The sequence below is a fragment of the Kitasatospora sp. NPDC059599 genome (assembly GCF_042735125.1).
GTDB lineage: Bacteria > Actinomycetota > Actinomycetes > Streptomycetales > Streptomycetaceae > Kitasatospora.
Genome location: NZ_JBHWCL010000041.1, coordinates 38601 through 60056, shown reverse-complemented (window position 1 = coordinate 60056; position 21456 = coordinate 38601). Strand labels below are relative to the sequence as shown.

General features: G+C 74.4%; 19 protein-coding genes. 10 read left to right on the top strand and 9 right to left on the bottom strand.

What is annotated here, in order from left to right; genetic code table 11:
- Positions 1 to 17 precede the first annotated feature (17 nt).
- The 3 genes from ACFV04_RS17015 to ACFV04_RS17005 form a co-directional block, all read right to left on the bottom strand.
- Complete coding sequence (locus ACFV04_RS17015) at positions 18 to 674, bottom strand: NADPH-dependent F420 reductase (RefSeq protein ID WP_380346912.1); 657 nt, start codon at positions 672 to 674, stop codon at positions 18 to 20.
- 94 nt (positions 675 to 768) lie between these two features.
- A complete protein-coding gene (locus ACFV04_RS17010; protein WP_380346911.1) occupies positions 769 to 1122 on the bottom strand; it encodes a hypothetical protein in 354 nt (117 codons plus the stop codon).
- Positions 1123 to 1194: 72 nt separating this feature from the next.
- Complete coding sequence (locus tag ACFV04_RS17005) at positions 1195 to 1920, bottom strand: hypothetical protein (protein ID WP_380529795.1); 726 nt, start codon at positions 1918 to 1920, stop codon at positions 1195 to 1197.
- A gap of 230 nt (positions 1921 to 2150) precedes the next feature.
- Between ACFV04_RS17005 and ACFV04_RS17000 the strand changes: the two genes are divergently transcribed.
- A complete protein-coding gene (locus ACFV04_RS17000; protein WP_360255605.1) occupies positions 2151 to 2552 on the top strand; it encodes a hypothetical protein in 402 nt (133 codons plus the stop codon).
- A gap of 90 nt (positions 2553 to 2642) precedes the next feature.
- Here ACFV04_RS17000 and ACFV04_RS16995 read toward each other — a convergent pair whose 3' ends face one another.
- Positions 2643 to 4265 (bottom strand): cytochrome bc complex cytochrome b subunit, encoded by a 1623-nt coding sequence (locus ACFV04_RS16995; RefSeq protein ID WP_380346959.1) that lies wholly within the window; start codon positions 4263 to 4265, stop codon positions 2643 to 2645.
- A 409-nt stretch (positions 4266 to 4674) separates the two neighbouring features.
- Here ACFV04_RS16995 and ACFV04_RS16990 point away from each other — a divergent pair, with 409 nt between their 5' ends.
- From ACFV04_RS16990 to efeB, 3 genes are all read left to right on the top strand, one after another.
- Positions 4675 to 4995, top strand: coding sequence for a hypothetical protein (locus tag ACFV04_RS16990; protein ID WP_380346909.1), 321 nt, complete (start codon positions 4675 to 4677; stop codon positions 4993 to 4995).
- A gap of 262 nt (positions 4996 to 5257) precedes the next feature.
- Positions 5258 to 7360, top strand: coding sequence for an iron uptake transporter permease EfeU (gene efeU, locus ACFV04_RS16985; RefSeq protein WP_380346907.1), 2103 nt, complete (start codon positions 5258 to 5260; stop codon positions 7358 to 7360).
- Positions 7360 to 8721 (top strand): iron uptake transporter deferrochelatase/peroxidase subunit, encoded by a 1362-nt coding sequence (gene efeB, locus ACFV04_RS16980; protein WP_380529792.1) that lies wholly within the window; start codon positions 7360 to 7362, stop codon positions 8719 to 8721. The genes efeU and efeB overlap by 1 nt, the downstream gene beginning before the upstream one ends.
- A gap of 85 nt (positions 8722 to 8806) precedes the next feature.
- Here the strand turns inward: efeB and ACFV04_RS16975 are convergent, their stop codons facing one another.
- Positions 8807 to 10189, bottom strand: a complete 1383-nt coding sequence (locus tag ACFV04_RS16975; RefSeq protein WP_380346903.1) for an ATP-binding protein — start codon at positions 10187 to 10189, stop codon at positions 8807 to 8809.
- The gene (locus ACFV04_RS16970; protein WP_380529790.1) at positions 10186 to 10884 is read right to left on the bottom strand and encodes a response regulator transcription factor; all 699 of its coding nucleotides are present in this window, start codon (positions 10882 to 10884) and stop codon (positions 10186 to 10188) included. Before ACFV04_RS16970 ends, ACFV04_RS16975 begins: the two co-directional genes overlap by 4 nt.
- Before the next feature lie 178 nt (positions 10885 to 11062).
- Here ACFV04_RS16970 and ACFV04_RS16965 point away from each other — a divergent pair, with 178 nt between their 5' ends.
- Positions 11063 to 12544: a glutamate synthase subunit beta gene (locus ACFV04_RS16965; RefSeq protein ID WP_380346899.1), complete on the top strand. Its 1482-nt coding sequence runs from the start codon at positions 11063 to 11065 to the stop codon at positions 12542 to 12544.
- 51 nt (positions 12545 to 12595) lie between these two features.
- Here the strand turns inward: ACFV04_RS16965 and ACFV04_RS16960 are convergent, their stop codons facing one another.
- Together ACFV04_RS16960 and ACFV04_RS16955 are read right to left on the bottom strand one after the other, a co-directional pair.
- Complete coding sequence (locus ACFV04_RS16960) at positions 12596 to 14095, bottom strand: hypothetical protein (RefSeq protein WP_380529788.1); 1500 nt, start codon at positions 14093 to 14095, stop codon at positions 12596 to 12598.
- A gap of 369 nt (positions 14096 to 14464) precedes the next feature.
- Complete coding sequence (locus ACFV04_RS16955; RefSeq protein WP_380529786.1) at positions 14465 to 15775, bottom strand: MFS transporter; 1311 nt, start codon at positions 15773 to 15775, stop codon at positions 14465 to 14467.
- Between the two features lie 142 nt (positions 15776 to 15917).
- On the opposite strand from ACFV04_RS16955, the gene ACFV04_RS16950 reads away from it, so the two are divergent.
- The 4 genes from ACFV04_RS16950 to ACFV04_RS16935 all read left to right on the top strand — a co-directional run bounded on the left by ACFV04_RS16950 (position 15918) and on the right by ACFV04_RS16935 (position 19034).
- A complete protein-coding gene (locus ACFV04_RS16950; RefSeq protein ID WP_380529784.1) occupies positions 15918 to 16673 on the top strand; it encodes a TetR/AcrR family transcriptional regulator C-terminal domain-containing protein in 756 nt (251 codons plus the stop codon).
- Positions 16660 to 17172, top strand: a complete 513-nt coding sequence (locus tag ACFV04_RS16945; RefSeq protein WP_380346893.1) for an isochorismatase family protein — start codon at positions 16660 to 16662, stop codon at positions 17170 to 17172. Before ACFV04_RS16950 ends, ACFV04_RS16945 begins: the two co-directional genes overlap by 14 nt.
- A 182-nt stretch (positions 17173 to 17354) precedes the next feature.
- Entirely contained in the window at positions 17355 to 18026 is a 672-nt protein-coding gene (locus ACFV04_RS16940; protein WP_380346892.1) for a HEAT repeat domain-containing protein, read from the top strand.
- Positions 18027 to 18029: 3 nt separating this feature from the next.
- Positions 18030 to 19034, top strand: a complete 1005-nt coding sequence (locus ACFV04_RS16935) for a MerR family transcriptional regulator (protein ID WP_380346890.1) — start codon at positions 18030 to 18032, stop codon at positions 19032 to 19034.
- Between the two features lie 10 nt (positions 19035 to 19044).
- Here the strand turns inward: ACFV04_RS16935 and ACFV04_RS16930 are convergent, their stop codons facing one another.
- On the bottom strand, positions 19045 to 20403 hold the full coding sequence (locus ACFV04_RS16930; RefSeq protein WP_380346888.1) for a cytochrome P450: 1359 nt from the start codon (positions 20401 to 20403) through the stop codon (positions 19045 to 19047).
- Between the two features lie 416 nt (positions 20404 to 20819).
- On the opposite strand from ACFV04_RS16930, the gene ACFV04_RS16925 reads away from it, so the two are divergent.
- The gene (locus ACFV04_RS16925) at positions 20820 to 21449 is read left to right on the top strand and encodes a hypothetical protein (RefSeq protein ID WP_380529781.1); all 630 of its coding nucleotides are present in this window, start codon (positions 20820 to 20822) and stop codon (positions 21447 to 21449) included.
- The last annotated feature ends 7 nt before the right edge of the window (positions 21450 to 21456 follow it).

Sequence of the window (21456 nt, the reverse complement as noted above, 5' to 3'; positions counted from 1 at the left end):
GGGCAGCCCCTCCCGCGTTACGCGGGGCGCCGGAACGAGTAGTTGAACTCGGCGCTGCCGAAATGCCCCATCATCCGGAGCCAGAACGGCATCAGCATCTCCGTCGCACGGGCGGCCGTGATGTCCCCGAGGTCGATGATCCACTCGGCCGGCCAGCCGAAGCCGCCGAGCAGGGCGACGGCCTCCGCCTTGGCCGCCGCGTCATCGCCGGCGATGAAGAGGTTGTGCTCGCCGCTCAGCCGGCCCGGCTCCACCATCAGGTCGCAGTTGACGGTGTTGAGCGCCTTCACCACCCGGGCCTCGGGGAACTCGCGCTGGATCCGCTCGCCGACGCTGTCGGTGTTCACCGGGTCGAGGGAGACCTGGCCCTCGGGGCCGAAGACCAACGGGTTGGAGACGTCGATCAGCAGCTTCCCCGCGAGGTGCTCCGCCCCGGCGGCCCGCAGTGCCGCCAGGGCGACCGTCCCGCCGGTGGCGTTCAGCACCACCTCGCCGAAGGCGGCCGCGTCGGCGAAGGTCCCGCACTGGGCGCCGGGGCCGGCCTCGGTGGCCCAGGCCAGCCCCTTCTCGTTGTCCTTGGTCCGGGAGCCCAGCGTCACCCGGTGGCCGAGCGAGACCAGCTTGCTCCCCAGCGTGCGTCCGACCGTGCCCGTGCCGATGATTCCGATGCGCACCGTTTCCCCGTCTCGTCAGGAGGTGGCCCGTCCACGCCGGACGTGCCGGCGACGACCATAGTTGACCCGGCGTCAGTCCTGTGGAACGCCCGGATCAGGTGTTCCCCTCGATGGTGAACATCGCGACCACGGCGACCGCCAGTGCCACCGCGGGGAGCAGCGTGACCAGCACCCGGCCCCGGCGGACCAGGCGGACGACGGGCCACTGGAGGACGACCAGGGCCAGGCTCGCGAACAACCCGCGGTCCGCCAGGGCCAGATGGGCGTAGGTCGAGGGGCAGGCGGCCGGGGAAGCACAGGCGTCGGTCATCATCTCGGCGAGGCCGCGGACGACCGCCGCCAGTGGCAGGAGGACCAGATACACCGCGGTGGAGATCGTCACGGCGTTCCACCACTGCCCGCGGGCGGAGACGGTCGTGCGGCCGGAGGTGCGCGCGAGTTCGCTCATACGGCCCATGCTGCTGCCTCACCCCGGCCGCCGGGCAGCGGCGGGGTACTCGGTCGGCCTGGGTACGCGTACTCAGGTCCGGGCGTCGCCGCACCAGGTGCGCAGCGCCCGGGTCCGCGCGCCGGGCTCCGACGCCCGGGCGACGTACCCGTCGGGGCGCGGCAGCAGGGCACCGGCCGGGGCGCGGGCCGTGGCGCACCCGGTCCGCCGAGCGGTTCGTCCCGGCCCCGGTGGTCGAGCAGCCGGATCACCTCGCCGACCAGGCCGTCGGCCTTCTGCGCCCCGGAGCGTTCGGGCAGTCGCTCCGGCACCACCGGCGGAACCCGGCCCGTGCCCGTTCGCAGGCAGGCAACCGCCCGTTCGGGCCGACGCCGGCGATGACGACGTCGCAGCCCATCTCGATTCCCCCGCCGGGAACACGGGTTCGGTGTGACGACGGGTCGGGCACCGGTACGGCACCGGTGGATCGGCTTTCACGAACCGGTCGTTGGCAGCCTTGAGCGCCGCGAGCGCGGCCGCGGCGACGAGCTTCGGGTAGTGGACCCGGGCCGCGTCGGTCCCGGTCCGGGCCGCCACGGCCGCCGCGAGTCCGGCCTCCGTCTCCGCGCCGCCGCGGGTCAGCTCGGCCTGGGGCACCGGTTCGCGCAGCAACAGCCGTACGGCGGCGGTCCACTGCGGGGTCGGCTGCTCGGCTGCGCCGTGGAACGAGTCGAGCAGGGGCCGGGTGAGCGCCCCCCGAGCGGTTCCCCGGCCGGCCGTTCGCGCAGTGCTGCGACGGCCTGGCTGATCCGTCGTCATGGCCGCCACGGTCGCGGAAGTTGCGCGTCGAGCAGGAGCGTGGGGGCGCAGAAGTGCGCGGCGCGCAGCCTTTTCGACCGGGGGCGGGCCCGGGTTGTGCGGAGGCTCGGCGAGTCGCCCGACGCCCCCAGTCGGTCACTGATAGTAGTTTCCTGGTTGCGGAGCGGTCTGCCGCAGAGCCGACTCCCGCGCGGCCGACCAGGCGGGACGACTGGACACGAGGAGCGGTCATGGGTGGCAGACAGCGTCCGCCGGGCGCGCGGAACCCGCGCCGGGGCAGGCCCGCCGGCACCGGCGGCCGGGCGGACTCCCGGGTGGAGTTCGCCCGCATCGAGGGCTTCCTGGCCTGGGAGGCGGAGGTCGCGGCGGCCGAGCGGGACGCCCGTGCCTTCGCCGGGCAGTTCCCCTGGCTCCCGGCCGCGGAACGGGAGAACCTCGAACAGGCCTACACCGCGGACCGGTTGCGCTACGCCGAGGAGGTCGTGGAGCGCGCCGTCGAACGCTGCCGCCGGCTGGCCGCCCGGTACCGCGCCGAGTGCCGCCGGATCTGCGCCCGCTGGGCGGCGCTCTGCGCCTCCGTCACGCTGGCGGCGGCGCTGTTCGCCGTCGTCCCGGCAGTCCTGCGGGGCTGAGCCCGCAGGGCCGTCCGGACCCGCACGCACGACCAGGGCCCGCCGCGCCGGCAACGGCGCTGCGGGCCCTCGTCGTGCCCGGAGCGGGGGTCAGTGGTGGCCGTGGCCGCTGGTGACCTCCGCGTGCTCCTCGGCGGTGGGCTTGGCGATCTGGCTGCCCTGGCCGTAGAAGCCGCGGGACAGCTTCACCCGGGCGCGGGTGAACAGTCCGGCCTTGCGGACCACCCCGTTCTCGTCCACCTCCGGCGGTAGGACCGTCGGCTGCGGCTGGTCGTGCGCGGTGAGGGTGAAGAGCCGGCCCGGCGGCAGCGGGGCGTGGACCTCGACGAACTCGCCGTGCTGGAGCCGCTGGATGACGCCGGTCTCCCGTCCGTGCAGCACCTTCTCCCGGTCCCGGCGCTGCAGGCCCAGGCACCACCGCTTGGTGATCACGAAGACGATCACCGGCACGGCGAAGAAGCCGATCCGCACGGCGTAGGTGATGGTGTTGATCGAGAGGTGGAAGTGGGTGGCCAGCAGGTCGTTGCCGCCGCCCGCCAGCAGGCTCAGGTAGAGGCCCATCCAGGCCGCGCCGAAGGCCGTGCGCACCGGCGCGTTGCGCGGTCGGTCCGCGATGTGGTGCTCACCGCGGTCCCCGGTGACCCACGCCTCCAGGAACGGCCAGGACCAGATGGCCATCAGCACGGTCGGGAAGACGACCAGCGGGATGAACACCCCGAGGTTCAGGGTGTGGCCGCCCCAGACGCTGACCTCCCAGCCCGGCATCACGCGGACCAGGCCCTCGGAGAAGCCCATGTACCAGTCCGGCTGGGCATCGGTGGACACCTGGTCGGGCCGGTACGGGCCGTACGCCCAGATCGGGTTGACCGTGGCGATCGCCGACATGACCGCCACCACGCCGAAGACCAGGAAGAAGAAGCCGCCCGCCTTGGCCGTGTAGACCGGCAGCAGCGGCATGCCGACCACGTTCTTGTTGGTGCGGCCGGGCCCGGCGAACTGGGTGTGCTTGTGGTAGAAGACCAGGATCAGGTGCGCCGCGAGCAGGCCCACCATGATCCCCGGGATCAGCAGGATGTGGACGGTGAACAGCCGCGGCACGATGACGAAGCCGGGGAACTGTCCGCCGAAGATGAAGAACTGCAGGTAGGAGCCGACGATCGGGACGGCCAGGATCGCGCCCTCCATGAACCGGATGCCGGTGCCGGAGAGCAGGTCGTCCGGCAGGGAATAGCCCATGAAGCCGTCGAACATGCCGAGGAACAGCAGCAGGGCGCCGAAGATCCAGTTGATCTCGCGCGGCTTGCGGAACGAGCCGGTGAAGAAGACGCGCATCATGTGCGTCAGCATCGCGGCGACGAAGACGATCGCCGCCCAGTGGTGGATCTGGCGGATCAGCAGGCCGCCGCGGATGTCGAAGCTGATGCCGAGCGTCGAGGCGTAGGCCTCCGACATGGTGACGCCCTTGAGCGGTACGTACGAGCCCTCGTAGACGACCTCGCTCATGCTCGGCTGGAAGAACATGGTCAGCCAGACGCCCGTGATGATGATGATCACGAAGGTGTAGAGCGCGATCTCGCCCAGCATGAAGGACCAGTGGTCCGGGAAGATCTTGCGCAGGTTGGACTTGGCCAGGGCGTAGATGCCGAGCCGGCCGTCGGTCCAGTCGGCGAGGGCCTCGGCCGTGTTCGCGGGTTTGGCGCGCGTGCTGGTCACCGGTCCCGGCTGCGACTGCTGGTCGGCTCTCACGACGGGCTCCCCGGCGTCCTCGGCGTGCCGTGCTGGAGCCCCGTCGGCGGGAACGCCGGCCGGCGAAGTGTTGTGATCATGGGACCTCTCGATACGGGCCCGCCGGTCGAGCCGGCGCGCGGACCGGGCCGGCCCGCTGGACACGTTGCTCAGGGTGATGGAGCGCTTACTCTGACATGCTGTCGGCAGGGGGCCGACTGTGCACGTCCATCGGCCCGTCCGGCCGCTCGTGTCGGGCCGGACGGGCGTTCCTGACGCCCGATCGGCTGGCCGCCGGTCGGCCCAACGGGTGCCGATGCTGCGGTCGGGTGCCGTTGGACCGGTCCGGCGCGTGCCGCGCCCGGGGGTCGTGCGCTCCACGGCCTACGCTGCGCCAATGGTGGATCACCGTGAACTCTTCGAGGACGTCACCGAAACCCTGGCCCGCGCCGGGTTCGACACCGCGCCGGGCCCCTCACCGCTGTGGATCGACCGCCACCCCGAGGGCGTGGTGGTCGGCTGGAAACCGGGCGCGGAGCCGGACGGGCCGCCCACCCGGGAGGCGTGCGCGGCATTGAGCGGCGCGGCCGCGCTCGTGCTGCGCGAGCGCGGCTACCTGGTCGCCGAGACCGAGTCCGGCGACCTGCTGGTGCGCTCCGCCGAACCGGTGACGGTCCCGGCCGAGCCGGAGCCCGTGCCCGAGCAGTGGTGGGGGTGACGGTGCGAGCGCGGGCGGGGTGACGCGCACCACCCCTCGACCGCTCCGACGCGCCGGTTTGGTGAACGCACGGGAGTACCCATACCGAACCCTTACCCGAAGCGGGGGTGCAGTTGACCAGCGCGGCCCTAAGGTTTGCCTAAGCTAAGCCGAAGCGCCCTGGACCACGACGTCCGGGGCGTTCGGCTGTGCCGCTCCACCGCCACCGCGGCGGGGCGAGACAGGTGACGGCCCGGGGCGGCCCGGGGGAGGAGCCCGCTGCATGTGGGATGAGGCGTTTCCCAGCTTCCTGATCGGGTTGCGCGAGGGTCTGGAAGCCGGACTGATCGTGTCGATCCTGGTCGCCACACTGGTCCGGGCGGGTCAGAAGGCCCGGCTGCCCCAGGTGTGGACCGGCGTCGCGGCGGCCGTGGCGCTGAGCCTGAGCTTCGGCGCCGTGCTCACCTTCACCGCCGCCAACCTCTCCGGCCACGCCCAGGAGGCGTTCGGCGGGGTGCTCAGCCTGATTGCGGTCGGCTTCGTCACCGCGATGGTGTTCTGGATGCGCCGCTCGGCGCGCACCCTCTCCGCCGAACTGAAGGAGAAGGTCCAGGCCTCGCTGGCGGTGGGCGCCGGCGCACTGGTCCTCACCAGCTTCCTCGCGGTCGCCCGCGAGGGCCTGGAGACCTCGCTCTTCCTGTGGACCAACGTGCGCACCGCCGGGGAGTCCACCGGCCCGCTGCTCGGCGCGGCCGTCGGCCTGGTGCTCTCCACCGGACTGTGCTGGGGCCTGTACCGGCGGGCGCTGAAGATGAACCTCACCCGGTTCTTCACCGTCACCGGGGCCGGGCTGATCGTCGTGGCGGCGGGCGTGCTCGGCTACGGCCTGCGCGACCTGCAGGAGTCCGGCCTGGTCGGCGGCGGCAGCACGTACGCCTTCGACCTGAGCGGGCACCTGGACGCCTCGTCCTGGTACGCCACCCTCGTCCAGGGCACGCTCAACCTGACCGTCACCATGACGGTGCTGCAGGTCGTCGGGTACGTCGCGTACCTGGGCGTGGTGATGACGATGTTCATCGAGGGTGTCCGCGGCGGTGCGGGTGCTCCGGCGCCCGCGAAGGACGCTGCGAAGGACGCCGGGAACGGCGCCGGGAAGGAAGCCGGGAACGACGCGAAGGACGACGCGACCGCGGCGCCCGCCGGGGAGCAGGCCGGGCCGGTGCGCCCCGGCCGTCCGCGCTGGGTGCTGCCGACCGCCCTGGTCGCCGTCCCGGTCGTGGTGGCCGGCGCCGTGATCGCACTCGGCGACGGCAAGCAGAACGGCTCCGCCACCGTCACCGTCTCCGAGCGGGACTGCGGCCGGGGCTTCGGCACCCCGCAGCCCGGCCAGCAGGTCTTCCAGATGCACAACACCGGTGACAAGGTCTCCGAGGTGTACCTGGTCGACCCGGGCACCGGCGCGGTCTACGGCGAGGTCGAGGGTCTGGCCCCCGGCACCACCCGGGCGCTCACCGCCACCATCGGCTCGGGCGACTACGCCTGGCGCTGCGTTCCCACCGGCGGGAACGCCGTCACCTCCGCCGCCGTGCACATCGCCGGCGGCAGCGAGGCCAAGGCCGTCAAGCCGGTCTCCGAGGACGACCTCAAGGGCCCGCTCGACAGCTACAAGGCGTACGTCGAGCAGGGCCTCGCGACCCTCATGACGCAGACCCAGAAGCTGCAGGCCGACGTGCACTCCGGCGACCTCGCCACCGCCAGGACCGACTGGCTCACCGCACACCTGCAGTACGCCTCGCTCGGCGCCGCCTACGGCACCTTCGCCGACCTCGACGGCAAGATCGACGGACGCCCGGACGGCCTCGCCGACAAGTACCGGGACCCGGGCTTCACCGGCTTCCTGCGCCTGGAGTACGGCCTCTGGCACGGCCAGTCCGCCGCCGACCTGACGCCCGTCGCGGACGAGCTGGCGCAGAACGTCGCCAAGCTGGTGCACGACTTCCCGGCCCAGGACTTCGACCCGGCCGACCTGCCGCTGCGCGCCCACGAGATCCTGGAGAACACCCTCCAGTTCGAGCTGACCGGTGACACCGACATGGGCAGCGGCACCAACCTGGCCACCGCCCAGGCCAACCTGGCGGGCACCCAGGAACTGCTGACCCTGCTGCAGCCGCTGCTCGACGACCGGGACCCGCAGCTGTCGGTCCGGGTGAACGCCGGGATGAAGCGGGTCGGCGACCTCGTCGCCGCCGCCCGCACGCCCGACGGCTGGACCCCGGTCGACCGGCTGCCCGCCGACACCCGCCGTCAGCTCAACGGTGCCACCGGCCAGCTGCTGGAGGACCTCGCCCCCATTCCCGCCCTGCTCGAGATCCGGAAGGCCGCCTGATGACCGACCACACCGCAGCCGCCGGCTCCTGCCCGTTCCCGCACGCCGCCCAGGCCGTCGCCCCGGCTTCCGAGGCTCCCGCAGCTCCGGCGGCTCCCGCAGAGAGCGGCTGTCCGGCCGGACCGGCCCGGCGCAGCTTCGTCCGGGCCGCGCTCGGCGCCGGTGCCGGCGCGGCCGTGCTCGCCGGCGGCGGCCTCACCCTCGCCGCCGGTCCGGCCGCCGCGGGGGACGCCCACCCGACGAAGGGCGGGGCGGTGCCGTTCCACGGCGCCCACCAGGCCGGGATCACCACCCCGGCCCCCGGCTACGCGGCCTTCGTCTCCTGCCAGGTGATCGCCCAGGACCGCACCGGACTCGAAGGCCTGCTGAAGACCCTGACCGAGCGGATCCGCTTCCTCACCGCCGGCGGCACCCCGCCCGACGCCGGTGTCGGCGCGCCGCCCGCGGACAGCGGCATCCTGGGCCCCACCGTCCCCACCGACAACCTGACCGTCACCGTCGGCGTCGGCGCCTCGCTCTTCGACGACCGCTACGGGCTGGCCAAGGCCAAGCCGCTCAAGCTGACGCCGATGAAGACCTTCCCCAACGACAACCTGCAGGCCGCCGAACTGCACGGCGACCTCTCGCTGCAGATCTGCGCCGACCGCCAGGACACCGTGCTGCACGCGCTGCGCGACATCACCCGGCACACCCGCGGTGCGATGCAGATCCTCTGGCGGATCGACGGCTTCCAGAACCAGTCCCGCCCCGACGGCGCCCAGCGCAACCTGCTCGGCTTCAAGGACGGGATCGTCAACCCGGACACCGGGTCGGCCCGGGAGATGGACCGGCTGATCTGGGTGAACGGTGCGACGGGCGAGCCCGCCTGGGCCGTCGGCGGCAGCTACCAGGTGATCCGGATCATCCGGATGCTCATCGAGTTCTGGGACCGGGTCACCCTCACCGAGCAGGAGAAGATGTTCGGCCGCCGCCGCGACACCGGCGCGCCGCTCGACGGCCACCAGGAGACCGACGCGCCGGACTACGCCAAGGACCCGGACGGCAAGGCGATCCCGCTCGACGCGCACATCCGCCTCGCCAACCCGCGCACCTCCGACACCGACGACTCGCGCATCCTGCGCCGCGGCTTCAACTACGACCGGGGCGTCGACAAGGCGGGCAACCTGGACATGGGCCTGGTGTTCTGCTGCTACCAGCAGGACGTGGTGCGGCAGTTCGAGGCCACCCAGACCAGGCTGATCGGCGAGCCGCTGGTGGACTACATCTCGCCGACGGGTGGCGGGTACTTCTTCGTCCTGCCGGGTGTGAAGGACGAGTCCGACTGGCTCGGGCGGGGGCTGATGACATCCGTCGGGGTTTGACGTCCGTCGGGGCCTGATGTTCGTCCGGGTTTGACGTCCGTCGGGGCCCGGTGCCGCTTCCGTGCACCGGGCCCGTCCGCATCCGTCAGTCGCCGAGGGTGAAGCCGATCACCGCACCGCCGCCCTCCCGGTTGGCGGCGAACGCGGCGCCGCCGTGCGACCTGGCCACCTCGTGCACGATCGCCAGGCCCAGCCCGGAACCGGGCAGGCTGCGGGCGGCGGTGGCCCGGTAGAAGCGGTCGAAGACCCGGTCGAGGTCGGCCTCGTCGATGCCCGGGCCGCGGTCGCGCACCTCCACCCGTGGGCCGCGCACCACCACCTCGATCGGGCCCGCGCCGGCCGGGTCGAACTTGGCGGCGTTGTCGAGCAGGTTCCCCACCGCGCGGGCCAGCGCGTCGGGGCGGGCGGTGACCACGGTGTCGTCCGCGTCCACCAGGATCTCCCGATCGCTGCGCCGCCCGGCCTGGGCGGCGGCCCCGCGGACCACATCGGCCAGGACCACCTCGGTCGGCAGCTCGTCCGCCCGGCGGTCCGCGGCCAGCGCCACCAGCTCCTCCACCAGCTGGGTCAACTCCCTCGCCTCCTCGGCCAGATCGGCCATCAACGCGGCGCGCTCGGAGGGCGGCAGCCGGTCCAGGGCGGGGAGCACCGCGAGATTGGTGCGCAGGCTGGTCAGCGGGGTGCGCAGCTCGTGCCCGGCGTCCTGGACGAGACGGCGCTGGTTCTCCTTGGCGGTGGCGAGCCGGACCAGCATCCGGTCGAAGGCACGGCCGAGCCTGCCCACCTCGTCCGTACCGGCGGCGGGCACCGGGACGTCCAACCGGCCGCTGGCGGCGACCAGTTCGGCCGCGGCGGTGAGCCGGACCAGCCGGCCCGAGATCCCCCGGGCCAGCAGCCAGCCCGCCCCGCCCGCGAGCACCGCGACCATCGCCACCAGGAGGGCGGTGCGGATCCGCAGCACGGCCAGCAGGTGCTCGGTCGGACCGACCTGCTGGATGATCTGGACCGCGCCCCGGTGGCCGCCGAGCGAGACGACGCCCACCCGGAGGGTGTCGCCGTGCAGGACGCGCAGCCCGGTCGCGGTGCGGCCCGGCTCGTCGGACCGGGCGAGTCGGAGGTCCTCCGGGGTCGACGGCAGGTCGAGCCGGGCGGTGCCGGGGAGCACCCGGGCATCGGGGTCGAGCGCCTGCGAGGTCACCCGGATCGGGCGCAGCAGGTCGTCGCTTAGGCCGCTGGGGCCGGCGAAGTCGCCCGGGAAGAGGACCTCCTGTTCGACCTGCCGGTCGACGGAGGCGACGGCCGCGCCGAAGTCGGCGGTCTCGTCGTCGCGGATCAGCCGGGCGGCGGCGTGGTAGCCGAGGGCGCCGATCAGCACGGCGACCAGGGCGGCGATCGCGGCGAAGGCGAGCGAGAGAGCGGCGTGCAGGCCCGGGCGCGGCAGGCGCGGGCGGCGTGCCTGGCCGGTCACGGCTCGCGCAGCGTGTAGCCGACGCCGCGGACGGTGTGGATCAACGGGAGCATGCCGGGGCGGTCGAGCTTGCGGCGCAGGTAGCCGATGAAGACGGCGAGGTTCTTCGAGCCGGGTCCGAAGTCGTAGCCCCAGATCCGCTCGTACAGTGTGGCCTGGTCGAGGACGGCGCCGGCGTGCCGGGTCAGCAGCTCCAGCAGATCGAACTCGGTGCGGGACAGCTCCAGCTCCTCGCCGTCCCGCCAGGCCCGCCGGGCGGGCGGCTCGATCCGCAGGTCGGCGACGGTCAGGACCTCGACGACGGGCGGGCCCCCGGTCGTGGGCGTCGGCTCGTGGCGACGCAGCAGGGCGCGCAGCCGGGCGAACAGCTCGTGTACGTCGAAGGGCTTGACCAGGTAGTCGTCGGCACCGGCGTCGAGCCCGGCGATCCGGTCCGGGACCTCGACCCGGGCGGTGAGCATCAGCACCGGGGTGCGGTCGCCGACGGCGCGCAGCCGGCGGCAGACCTCCAGGCCGTCCGGCTCGGGCATCATCACGTCGAGCAGCAGGACGTCCGGGCGCTGTTCGGCGAGGACGGCCAGGGTCTGGGTGCCGTTCGTGGCGATCCGCACCCGGTAGCCCTCCAGCATCAGCGCGCGGACGAGCGAGTCGCGGATGGCCCGGTCGTCCTCGGCGATCAGCACGGTGTGGGTCATGACGAGGATTCTCCCTGGCGTGCTCACGACGGCCCGGGGCGGGTCGGTGGAGCCGGTCGGACGGGTACGTCCGGTCGCCGCTTTCGCGTGCTGCTTCGCGGGCGTACGGTGGCCACACGGTGGCGTGCCGCCGGGCGGGCCGCCGGGTCAGTGTCGGCACGCCCTGCCGGAGGCCGCGATGGCAGACCGGATGGCCTTCTTCACCACCCCCCGTGCGGAGCGGGCGCGGCGGGACGCCCGGGACCGGCTGGGGGACCGGCGGGAGGTGTACCGGCCGGGGGCACTGCTGCCCGTGGTCGGCGGGCAGGCGGAGCGGTGCATGGACTGCGGACTGCCCTTCTGCCACAGCGCCTGCCCGTTGGGGAACCTGGTGCCGGACTGGAACCGGCTGGTGGCGGCAGACGACTGGCGGGCCGCGGCGGCCCGGCTGCTGGCCACGAACAACTTCCCGGAGTTCACCGGGCGGCTCTGCCCGGCGCCCTGCGAGAGCGCCTGTGTCCTGGCGATCGGCGGAGCCGCGGTGACCATCAAGAACGTGGAGCTGGCGATCGCCGACCGGGCCTGGGAGGAGGGCTGGGACGGCCCCCTGCCGCCCGGGCGGGGCGGTGGGCGCGACGCCGGGCGGCGGGTCGCGGTGATCGGGTCGGGCCCGGCCGGGCTGGCCGCCGCCCAGCAGCTGACCCGGGCCGGACACGCCACCACGGTCTACGAGCGGGCCGACCGCGCGGGTGGACTGCTGCGGTACGGCATCCCGCCGTTCCGGTTGGAGAAGCACCGGCTGGAACGCCGGCTCGACCAGCTGCGGGCCGAGGGCACCGACTTCCGCACCGGGGTGTGGGTCGGCCGGGACGTGCCCGGGGAGGAACTGCGGTCCGGGTACGACGCGTTGGTCGTCGCGGTGGGCGCCACCGCCTGCCGGGAACTGCCGGTGCCCGGACGCGAACTGGCCGGGGTGCACCAGGCGATGGACTACCTGACCTGGGCGAACCGGACGGACGAGGGCGACTGCCCGGCCTCGCCGGTCTCCGCCGAGGGCCGCCACGTGGTGATCGTCGGAGGCGGGGACACGGCGGCCGACTGCCTGGGCACGGCGCTGCGCCAGCGCGCCGCCTCCGTCACCCAGTTGGACATCAACCCGCGCCCGCCGGAGCGCCGGGCACCCGGGCAGCCCTGGCCGGTCCACCCCAAGGTGTACCGGGAGACCACCTCGCACGAGGAGTCCGGCGCCGTCGCAGCCGGGCCCAGGGTGTTCGCGGCGACCACCGTGGGCTTCGAAGCGGGCCCGGACGGCCGGCTCGCCGCCGTCCGCTTCGCCGAGACCGAACCCGCCGACCGCAGCCCGCGGCCCGGCACCGAGCAGACCCTCCCGGCGCAGCTCGTGCTGCTTGCCCTGGGCTTCACCGGGCCGGAACCGGACCAGCGGCTGTTCGCCCAACTCGGCCTCGCCATCGGGCCGGAGGGCGCCCTGGCCAGGGACGACGGCTTCGGCACCGCGGCGGAGGGCGTCTTCGTGGCGGGCGACGCCGGGCGCGGACAGTCCCTCGTCGTCTGGGCGATCGCCGAGGGGCGGGCGGCCGCTGCCGCGGTGGACCGCTACCTGCGGGGGCGGACCGAACTCCCGTCGCCGATCCGGGCCTCGGAGCGGCCGCTCACGCCGTGAGGGCCGTCCTGATCGGGGTCGGGAGTCCGGCCGGAGCCGCCGGACCGGGTGTCAGAACAGTGGCAGACGGCGGAGGAAGACGTCCGGGACGTGGTTGGTGTCACCGGGGACGAGGGAGCCGTCGGACGAGGTGAACACCACCGCGGTGCCGAAGGCGTCGACGAACGGAGCGTCCGAGCCGGCGCCCTGGGAGCCGTCGTCCGCCAGGTCGACCCGCTCGGTGCGGCCGGTCCACAGGTCGCGGCGGAAGACGTCCGAGGCCTGGTCGGTGTCGCCGGGGACGAGGTTGTCCGCCTCCGAGGAGAAGAAGACCCAGCGGTCGTCCGCCGTCATCCGGCCGGCGTAGGAGCCCGCAGTGGTCTTCGTCCCGGGCAGGCCGACGCTGACCAGCGTCTCGGTGCCCAGCGCGAGGTCGCGGGCGTAGACCTCGAAGTGGCGGTCCCACTCGCTGTCGCCGTGCAGGACCCAGGAAGAGTAGACGGCGTAGCGGCCGTCCGGGCTGATCGAGGGGTTGACCACGCCCCGGTAGCCGCCGCTGCCGTCCGGGCTGGCCAGGCGGGTCCGCGCGGCGCGCAGGTCGCGGACGTACAGCGGGTAGGTGCGCGGCTTGAGGATGTTCGCCTTGTCATCGGACCGGACATCCTGGCGGACGTTCGGTCGGACATCCTGCCGGACGCCCTGTCGGACGTTCGGCTGCAGGGTGTCGGCGGTGAACTCCGCGTCGGAGCCGGCGGCGAGCCGGGCGACCGCGTCCGGGGAGAGGGCATCGGGCCGGCCCGCGCCGATGATGTTGGTGGCCTTGGAGATGAAGACGACGGTGCTGCCGTCGGCGCTGATCTCGGGGTCGGTGGAGGAGGCGTCCGCCTCCTTGCCGTCCGCGCCGACGCTGACCAGGGCCGTCGTGCCGGTGCGTAGGTCGGAGACGTAGATGTTGCCGCCGAACCAGGTGACCGTCCCGGGGGCGAGGTCGCTGCGGTTGGACTGGTAGGCGACGGTGAGGCCGTCCCAGCTGATCGAGGGCTGGGCGGACACCTTGTTCGGCTGCGGCGCCCCCGGGGTCCTGGCGGTGGAGACCAGCCTGGTCCCGCCGGTCCAGCGGTCGTGGACGTAGACGTCCTGGGCGCCGAGGACCGCGCCGGGCGCGAGGTTGGTGGCGGAGGAGCTGAACGCCACGTAGCGGCCGTTGCCGCTGATCGTGGCCTCGTAGGAGGCGCCGTCGGCCTGTGCGCCGTCCGGGCCGGTGTCGACCCGCTCGGTGCGGCCGGTCCACAGGTCGCGGACGAAGACGTCGGACTTTCCGTTGGTGTCACCGGGGACCAGGTTGGTGGCGTCCGAGGTGAAGACGGCGTAGCGGCCGTCGGCGCTCAGACCACCGGCCTGTGAGGCGCCGTCGGGCTGGGCCTGGCCGAGGCCGACGGACACCCGTTCGGTCCGGGGGGTCGGCCGGCCGGGCCGGGACGGGGTGGCCTGCGCGGGTGCGGCACCGGCGACGGCGAGTGCGGTGGCCGCGAGGATGCAGGCCGCGCGCAGTGGGCGGCGGAAGCGGGTCATCTGGTTCCCTCCCCTGGGATCGGCCGTGCCGCGTCGGCGGTGGCGCCGAACTCCCCGGCGGCCGGCTCGGGGTGAGCCAACCGTCGGGAGGGGCGGACGGTCAACGGTTGCGCGCCGGGAGTGGCGCATTCACTCCACGACGCCCTGGACACGGACGGGTCGAGCACGTACGGGCCGTGCTGCGATCCGGTGAGGCGGCGATCGGGAGATGTGCGTACGGTGATCGGGGCTTGGGGCGCGGGGCTTGGGGTGCTGGGTGCCGGGTGCGGACTCGGGAGTCGGGGCATGGGCGGGGGCTCGGGTCTTCGGTCCGGGGCTCCGGCTCTGGACGTGGGTGGTCGGCGGTCGTGGTGCCGACGGTGCGGCGCGTCAAGGGGCGGGCCCGGTGAGCGGCTCCGCGGAGGGCGCGGTGGAGGCGTCGGCCGCCGACCTGACGCGGTGCTCGCGCTGGTCGTAGCGCCAGAGTGCGGGGACCGCGGCGGACAGCACGGCGGCGCTGCCGAAGCAGAGCAGGCCGCCGGTGCGCAGCGCGGCCCGGATGCCCTGCCGGGCGGCGAGACCGCCGGCCCGCAGGTCGCCCAGGGCGGGCCCGGCCGCGCCGATCAGCATCTCCCACCCGGCGGCGCGACCCCGGAGCCCGTCCGGTACGGACTGGTTCCAGATCGCGCTGCGGAAGGTGTCGCCGATCCAGTGCGCGCTGCCGGCGACGACCAGGCAGAGCAGGACGGTCCACGGGCCCGGGGCGAAGGCGGCCGCGGCCGTCGCGGCACCGACCAGGGCGGCGGAGAGCACGACCGGCCGGCCGTGCCGGTGCACCCGCCCCGTCCAGCCGCTCGTCGCCGCGGCGATCAGGCTGCCCACCGCACCGGCCGAGTAGAACAGGCCGAGCGCCCACGTCGCGTTCAGCTCCACGGCCAGGAACGGGAACAGCGCGGTGGGCAGGGCGAAGACGGTGGCCGCGAGGTCGGCCAGGTAGGTGCCGATCAGATCGGGCCGCCGAGCGGCGTACCGGGCGCCCTCGACGAACGCGCCCAGCCGCGGCTTCTCGGCGTCCCGCTCCGACGGGACGGGCCGGACCCGGGCGAGCAGGGCGATCGAGAGCAGGAAGGTGCCGAGGTCGACGAGGAAGGCCGCCGGCACTCCGGCCGTCGCGATCAGCAGCCCGGCGGCGGCCGGGCCCACCACCCCGCCGACGCTCCACCGCAGCGAGAGCAGGGCGCCCGCCGCCACCAGCTGGTCGTGCGGCACCAGCCGCGGGACCATCGCCTCCACCGCGGGCTGCTGGACGCCCTGCAGGGCCGCCGCCAGTCCGGCGGCGACGTAGAGCGGCCAGACGGCGGGGGTGTCGAGCAGCGCGTCGGCCAGCAGCAGGGCGCTGAGCGCGGCCAGGGCGACCTCGGAGACCAGGGCCACCGTGCGGCGGTCCGCGCGGTCCGCGAGGACGCCGCCGTACAGGCCGAACAGGACGGCGGGCACGAGTTCGACCGCGCCGACCGCGCCCACGGCCCACGGCGAGCCGGTGAGGTCGGCGATCTGCAGGGGGATCGCCGTCATCGTGAAGATCGAGCCGAACAGGGTGACCGTGCCGGCGGTCCAGGTCAGGCGGAAGTCCCGGGAGGACCGCCAGGGCGCGGTGTCCGGAAGCAGCCGGGACCGGAAACGGTCGGGGGCGGAGGTCATGCGGGCGTTGGTCCCTTCGTGGCCGACGCGTGGCGCGCCGGTGGCGCGGCGGCGGCCGGTCCTTATCGCTGATAAATTCCAGCTCGGGAACTTATCGGCGATAAGGTGGGCCTGGCAAGCGATTAACCGGGAGGCCGAACGGATGGCGCTGCAACGCGACGAGGTGGTGCGCACCGCGCTGCGCCTGCTGAACGAGGAGGGCATCGAAGGGCTGACCACCCGACGGCTCGCCCGCGAACTCGGCGTCCAGTCGCCGGCGCTGTACTGGCACTTCAAGAGCAAGCGGGAGCTGCTCGACCTGATGGCCGAGGCGATGCTCGCCGAGGTCCTCCCACCGGACCGCGAGCCCGGCCCGGACCGCTGGCCGGAGTGGATCGCCGCCGACGCCCGGGCCAAGCGCCACGCCCTGCTCGCCTACCGCGACGGTGCCCGGGTGCACGCCGGCACCCTGCCCACCGAGGACGAACTCCCGGCCGTGGAGGCCCAACTGAGCGCCCTCTGCACGGCCGGCCTGCGGCCGCGCACGGCCCTGCGGCTGCTGCTGACCGTCGACCGGTACGTCATGGGCTGGGTCACCGAGGAGCAGGCCTGGCAGCAGGACGCCGAGAGCCAGGAGCGGCCGCCGTTCCCGGACGATGCACTGCGCGGGCTGCCGCTGTTGCGCGAGGCGGCCGACGTGCTGCGGATGACCGACCACGACGCCGACTTCGAGTACGGGCTGCGCGTGCTGGTCGAGGGGTTCCGGGCGGAGATCGCCCGGGAGACGGGCGAGCGGGCTCCGGAGGGGGAGCCCGGTCCGGCGGGGGAGCCGGCTCCGGAGAGGGAAGCAGGGGCGGCGAGGGAAGCGAGGCCGGCCGGCGCGGAGGATGGGCTAGGTTGGCGCCATGACCGCCCTTGATCCCCGCAGCACGGCCCTGGTCCTGATCGACCTGATGGACCGGATCGTCGCCAACCCGCTCGCGCCGCACGCCGGTTCGGAGGTGGTCGCGACCTCGCTGGAGCTCGCCCGGACCTTCCGGGCCGCCGGGGCCCCGGTCGTCGCCGTTCGGGTCGAGCGGCCGAACGTCGCCGAGCAGCCGCCCGGGAGCGACCTGCTCGCGGAGGTCGAGGCGGTGGCCGACGAGATCGTGGTCAAGCGCACCATCGGCGCCTTCCAGGGCACCGGCCTGCACGAACTGCTCCGGGCACGGGGCGTGGAGACCCTGGTGTTCGCCGGGATCGCCACCAACCTCGGGGTGGAGTCGAGCGCCCGCGCCGCCGCCGACCACGGGTACGAGCTGGTGTTCGTCGAGGACGCGATGACCGGGCTCACGGCGGAGGAGCACCGGGCGGCGGTGGAGCTGGACTTCCCGCGCCTCGGCGAGGTCGTGGTGGCGGAGGACGTGCGGCTGGGCTAGGCGGTCGGCTTCGGGCCGTCGGGCCGTCGGGGGCCTGCCGGGACGTCGGGTCAGCGGGTCAGCGGGCCGTCGGGGGCCTGCCGGGACGTCGGGTCAGCGGGTCGGTGGGTCGGTGGGTCGGTGGCGGCGCTTGACCTTGACACCGTGACAAGGCCTTCACTGTGGCCGAGGAGGTGGTCCCGATGACCATGACGACGAAGGACACCGCCACGGTGCGAGCCCTTCGGGGCTTGGAGAACGACGACCCGTCCGTCCGGCTGCGGGCGGCGCTGGCGATCGGCACGGCCCCGGACCCGGGGTCCGTCGGAACGCTCGTCGAGCGGTGCGCGGTCGAACCCGACTTCTCCGTGCGCGAGATGCTCACGTGGGCGCTCACCCGCCACTCGGCGTCCGCGACGGTCCCGGTGCTGGTCGACGAAGTCCGCTCGGAGCGCGCGCAGGCGCGGAGCCAGGCCCTGCACACGCTGTCCAAGATCGGGGACCGGCGGGCGTGGCCGGTGGTCACGCCGGAGCTGCTGGCCGACGCCGACGAGGACGTGGCCCGCAGCGCCTGGCGGGCCGCGGTCGTGCTCGTACCCGACGGTGCGGAGCACCGGCTGGCCGTAGGGTTGGCGACGCAGCTCGGGCGCGGCGGGCGCGAGACGCGACTGAGCCTCAGCCGGGCGCTGATCGCGCTCGGGGAGGCGGCGGTGCCGGCCGTGGACGCCGCGGCGACGGATCCCGACCCCGGCGTGCGCGCGCACGCGGTCGCCACGGAACGGCTGCGGCGCGACCCGGACGCCGGATTCGAGCTCGCGGTCGAGGAGGCCAAGCGCGTCGCGGTCCTCGGCGGGCCGGGCCGGGAGGAGCGGTAGGCAGTGTTGATCGGTGACGTCGCCCAGCGGTCCGGGGTCAGCGCCCGCATGCTCAGGCACTACGAATCGCTCGGCCTGGTGCGGCCGTCGGGTCGCACCGGCTCGGGCTACCGGGAGTACTCCGAGGAGAACATCCGGCGGATCTTCCACATCGAGAGCCTGCGGTCGCTGGGCCTGTCGTTGAGTGACGTCGGGCGCGCGCTCGACGACCCCGGGTTCGCGCCCTCGGAACTCGTCGACGACCTCATCCGAAGGACGCTGGACCGCATGGCGGCCGAGACCGAACTGCTCACCCGGCTCCGGCGGATCGGCGCCGCCGGACCCGCCGGCTGGGAGGACGTCCTCCGGATCGTCTCGCTCCTCCAGGCGTTGCAGTCGACGAGCCCCGGGGCGCGGCAGCGCGCGGCCCTGTCCGCCGCGGACGACGTCGCCGTGCCGGTGGAGGCGTTGGCCGAGGCCGCGCTGAACGAGTCCGACCCGAACGTCTCCGGGGCGCTCCGCTGGGCCCTCGCGCAGGCGGGCGCCGACGCGCTGGCACCGCTCGCGGAGGGCCTCGGCTCACCCGTGGCCGAGGTGCGCGAACGCGCCGTCCGGTCCATCGCCGAGATCGCGGACGACGCGGCGACCGCACTGCTGCGGGACGCCCTCACCGGCCCCGACGCGGTGGTGCGGGGGTACGCGGCGCTGGCGCTCGGGGCCCGCGGCGTGACCGACGCCGTTCCCACGCTCATCGACATGGTCGACGGGGCGAGGAACGACGCCGACGCGGCCGACGCGCTCGGCGCGCTGGCGGCCGACCCCGCCGCGGCGGACCGGATCGCCACCGGGCTCGTCGACTGTCTCGCACGCGCCGCCCCCGGCTCCTCGGCACGCCGACGGCTGACCCAGGCCCTCGCGGACATCCCGGGGGCCACCGCGGCAGGTGCCCTCGCCGGTCTGACGCATGACGGGGACCCGGCCGTCGCGCTCACCGCGACCTACGTCCTGCGGCTGCGCGGGGCGCCGTGACGGACCTCGTTCAAGGGGCGTCCGCCGCGGTCCTCGGGCTCACCCGCATGCGGACGTCGTCGGCGGCCCGGAGGACGAAGCGGTCGACCGGGACCACCCGGTGGCCCGGCTCGGGCCGGAAGCGGAAGCGCTTGAGCAGGACGGCCAGCACCGACAGGGCCTCCACCGTCGCCAGACCGGCCCCCTCACAGCCGCGCGGGCCCACGCCGAACGGGATCCAGGCCAGCCTCGGGCGTCCCGCCGACTCCTCCGCGCCGAACCGCTCGGGCCGGAACCGCTCCGGCTCGGGCCAGTACGCGGGGTTCAGGTGGACGGCCCAGAACGGGTAGAAGACCACCGCCCCGGCGGGGACCACGTACCCGCCGACGGCCAGCGGCTCCGGGGTCAGCCGGGCGCCGTACGGGCCGGGCGGGCAGCGGCGCAGCGACTCCCGGAGCACCATCTCCAGGTAGGGCAGCCGGCGCAGGTCGGCGTAGTCCGGCGCGGCTCGGTCGCCGAGGACGCGGTCGAGTTCCCCGGCGACGCGGGCGGCCGCCTCCGGATGCCCACCGAGCAGGTGCAACGTCCAGGAGACGGCCACGCCCGTGGTGTGGTGGGCGGCCAGCATCACCGCGAGGACGGTGTCGCGGATCCTCGCGGGGGGCTCGCCGGCCTCGACGAGGGCGCCGACGAGGTCGCTGCGGTCGCCGGGGAGGCCCGGGCGGTGCGCCGCGATCACCCGGTCGACCGTCGCCCGCAGGTGGGCGAGCGCCCGAGCGGTCCGTTCGGCGTTCCGCGGCGGGGCTGTGCCGGCCCCGGGCGGCACCCGGTAGAGGCGCTCCAGGTGGTCGGTGAGGACCACGTCGAAGGCTTCGACCACACCGTCCGGGTCGTCGGGGCCGCCGTCCGGGCCGTCGGCGTCTCCGCCCAGCGCGAAGGCGCAGATCATCCGGAGGGACAGCCCGGTGAGCTCCCGCTGGAGTTCGATCGGCCGGTCGGCGGGCCGGGCGGCCCAGCGGTCGGCGAGTCCGGTCGCCAGGGCGGTGAAACGGGCGAAGTGCCGTTCGTGCGAGGGCCGTCCGGCCAGGACCGTGAGCAACAGCCGGCGCCACCGGGCGTGCTCCCCGGCCGGGAGTACCTGGAGGTTGCCCGCCTCGAACAGCGGGTCCAGGAAGGAGAACAGCCGCTCCGGCCGCTCGTCGAGGCGGACCGTCGCCTCCAGCAGCACCGGATCGGCGATCGACACGGCCGTCTCGGCACCGGGCAGTTGGAACCGTACGACGGGCCCGAACTCGGCGTGCAGCCACAGCTGGTAGGTGTGCAGTCCGCCCGCCCGCGCGATGGCGCCCACCCCGCCGTCCGGCTGGGGCTCGGGACCGGGGATGTTCATCGGACCTCCTCGTGACGACCGGTCGGATTCTGCCTGCCCGCCGGTCCCGCGGGTCGGTGCGGCCGGCGCGGGTCGCACGGTGTGCCCGGCGCCGACCGTCCGCCCGTGGTGCCCGACCGCCGTGTGGCGTCGGCCCGTTCGGGTCCGCTGCTCCCGCCCGGGTCGGGCGCGGCCGTTCCGGCGACATCACCCGCAGGGGTGTTCCGTCGTGATGCGCCGGCACCGCCCGGCCGTTCCGCTCGCGGGGTACGGGGGGCGGTCCCCGGTGCTGGCACCGGCATCGGCATCGGCATCGGCGACGGCTTGGCCGTCCGCTCGGCCGCGGACGTCCGGTCCGTGCGGGTGCCTCCGGGGCGGGTGTGTCCGGGGCGGGTGCGGACATCCGCGGCTCCGGCGATCCTGCGAAGATCATCGGTGTGACCCGGATTCCCGTCGACCGCGGCGGCGACCACCCCTTCTCCGAGCTCGGCGATCCCGTGCTGGCCGTCGCCGACAAGCGCCGCGGCCTGCTCGCGGTGGCCGGCGCGGACGAATACGACGAGGCGAGGACGGTCGGCGTCTTCCACGTCACCGATCGGGCCAGGCGCCGCCGGCTGCTGCGTTCCGGGTACCCCGTGCACGCGATGGCCTTCCATCCGACGCGCCCGCTGCTCGCCGTGGGGACGGGTGAGTACGACGGCGGCTACTTCTTCGAGGGCGAGCTCCTGCTCGTGGACCTGGAGACCGGCACCGTGCGGTCGCTGATCGAGCACGACCGTGGCCGACAGGTCCTCGGGGTCGAATGGCTGGACGACCGGGACCTGCGGGTCCTGATGGCCCCTCCCGATGACTGGAAGGACTCGAAGGCGCACCGGGAGGGCCATGTCGCGGTGGTGAGCCGCACGGACTGGTCCGCCGTCGGCGCCGGGACGCTCACCGGCCGTGACCTCGCGGGCCCGAGGGCGCCGGCACCGCGCCCCGACGGACGTGCGGCCGCGCGGAGGCTGGTCGCGGGGCTGACGGCACCGCAGAACCGGCGACACCACGCGAAGGGGAAGCGCGACTGAGACCGGG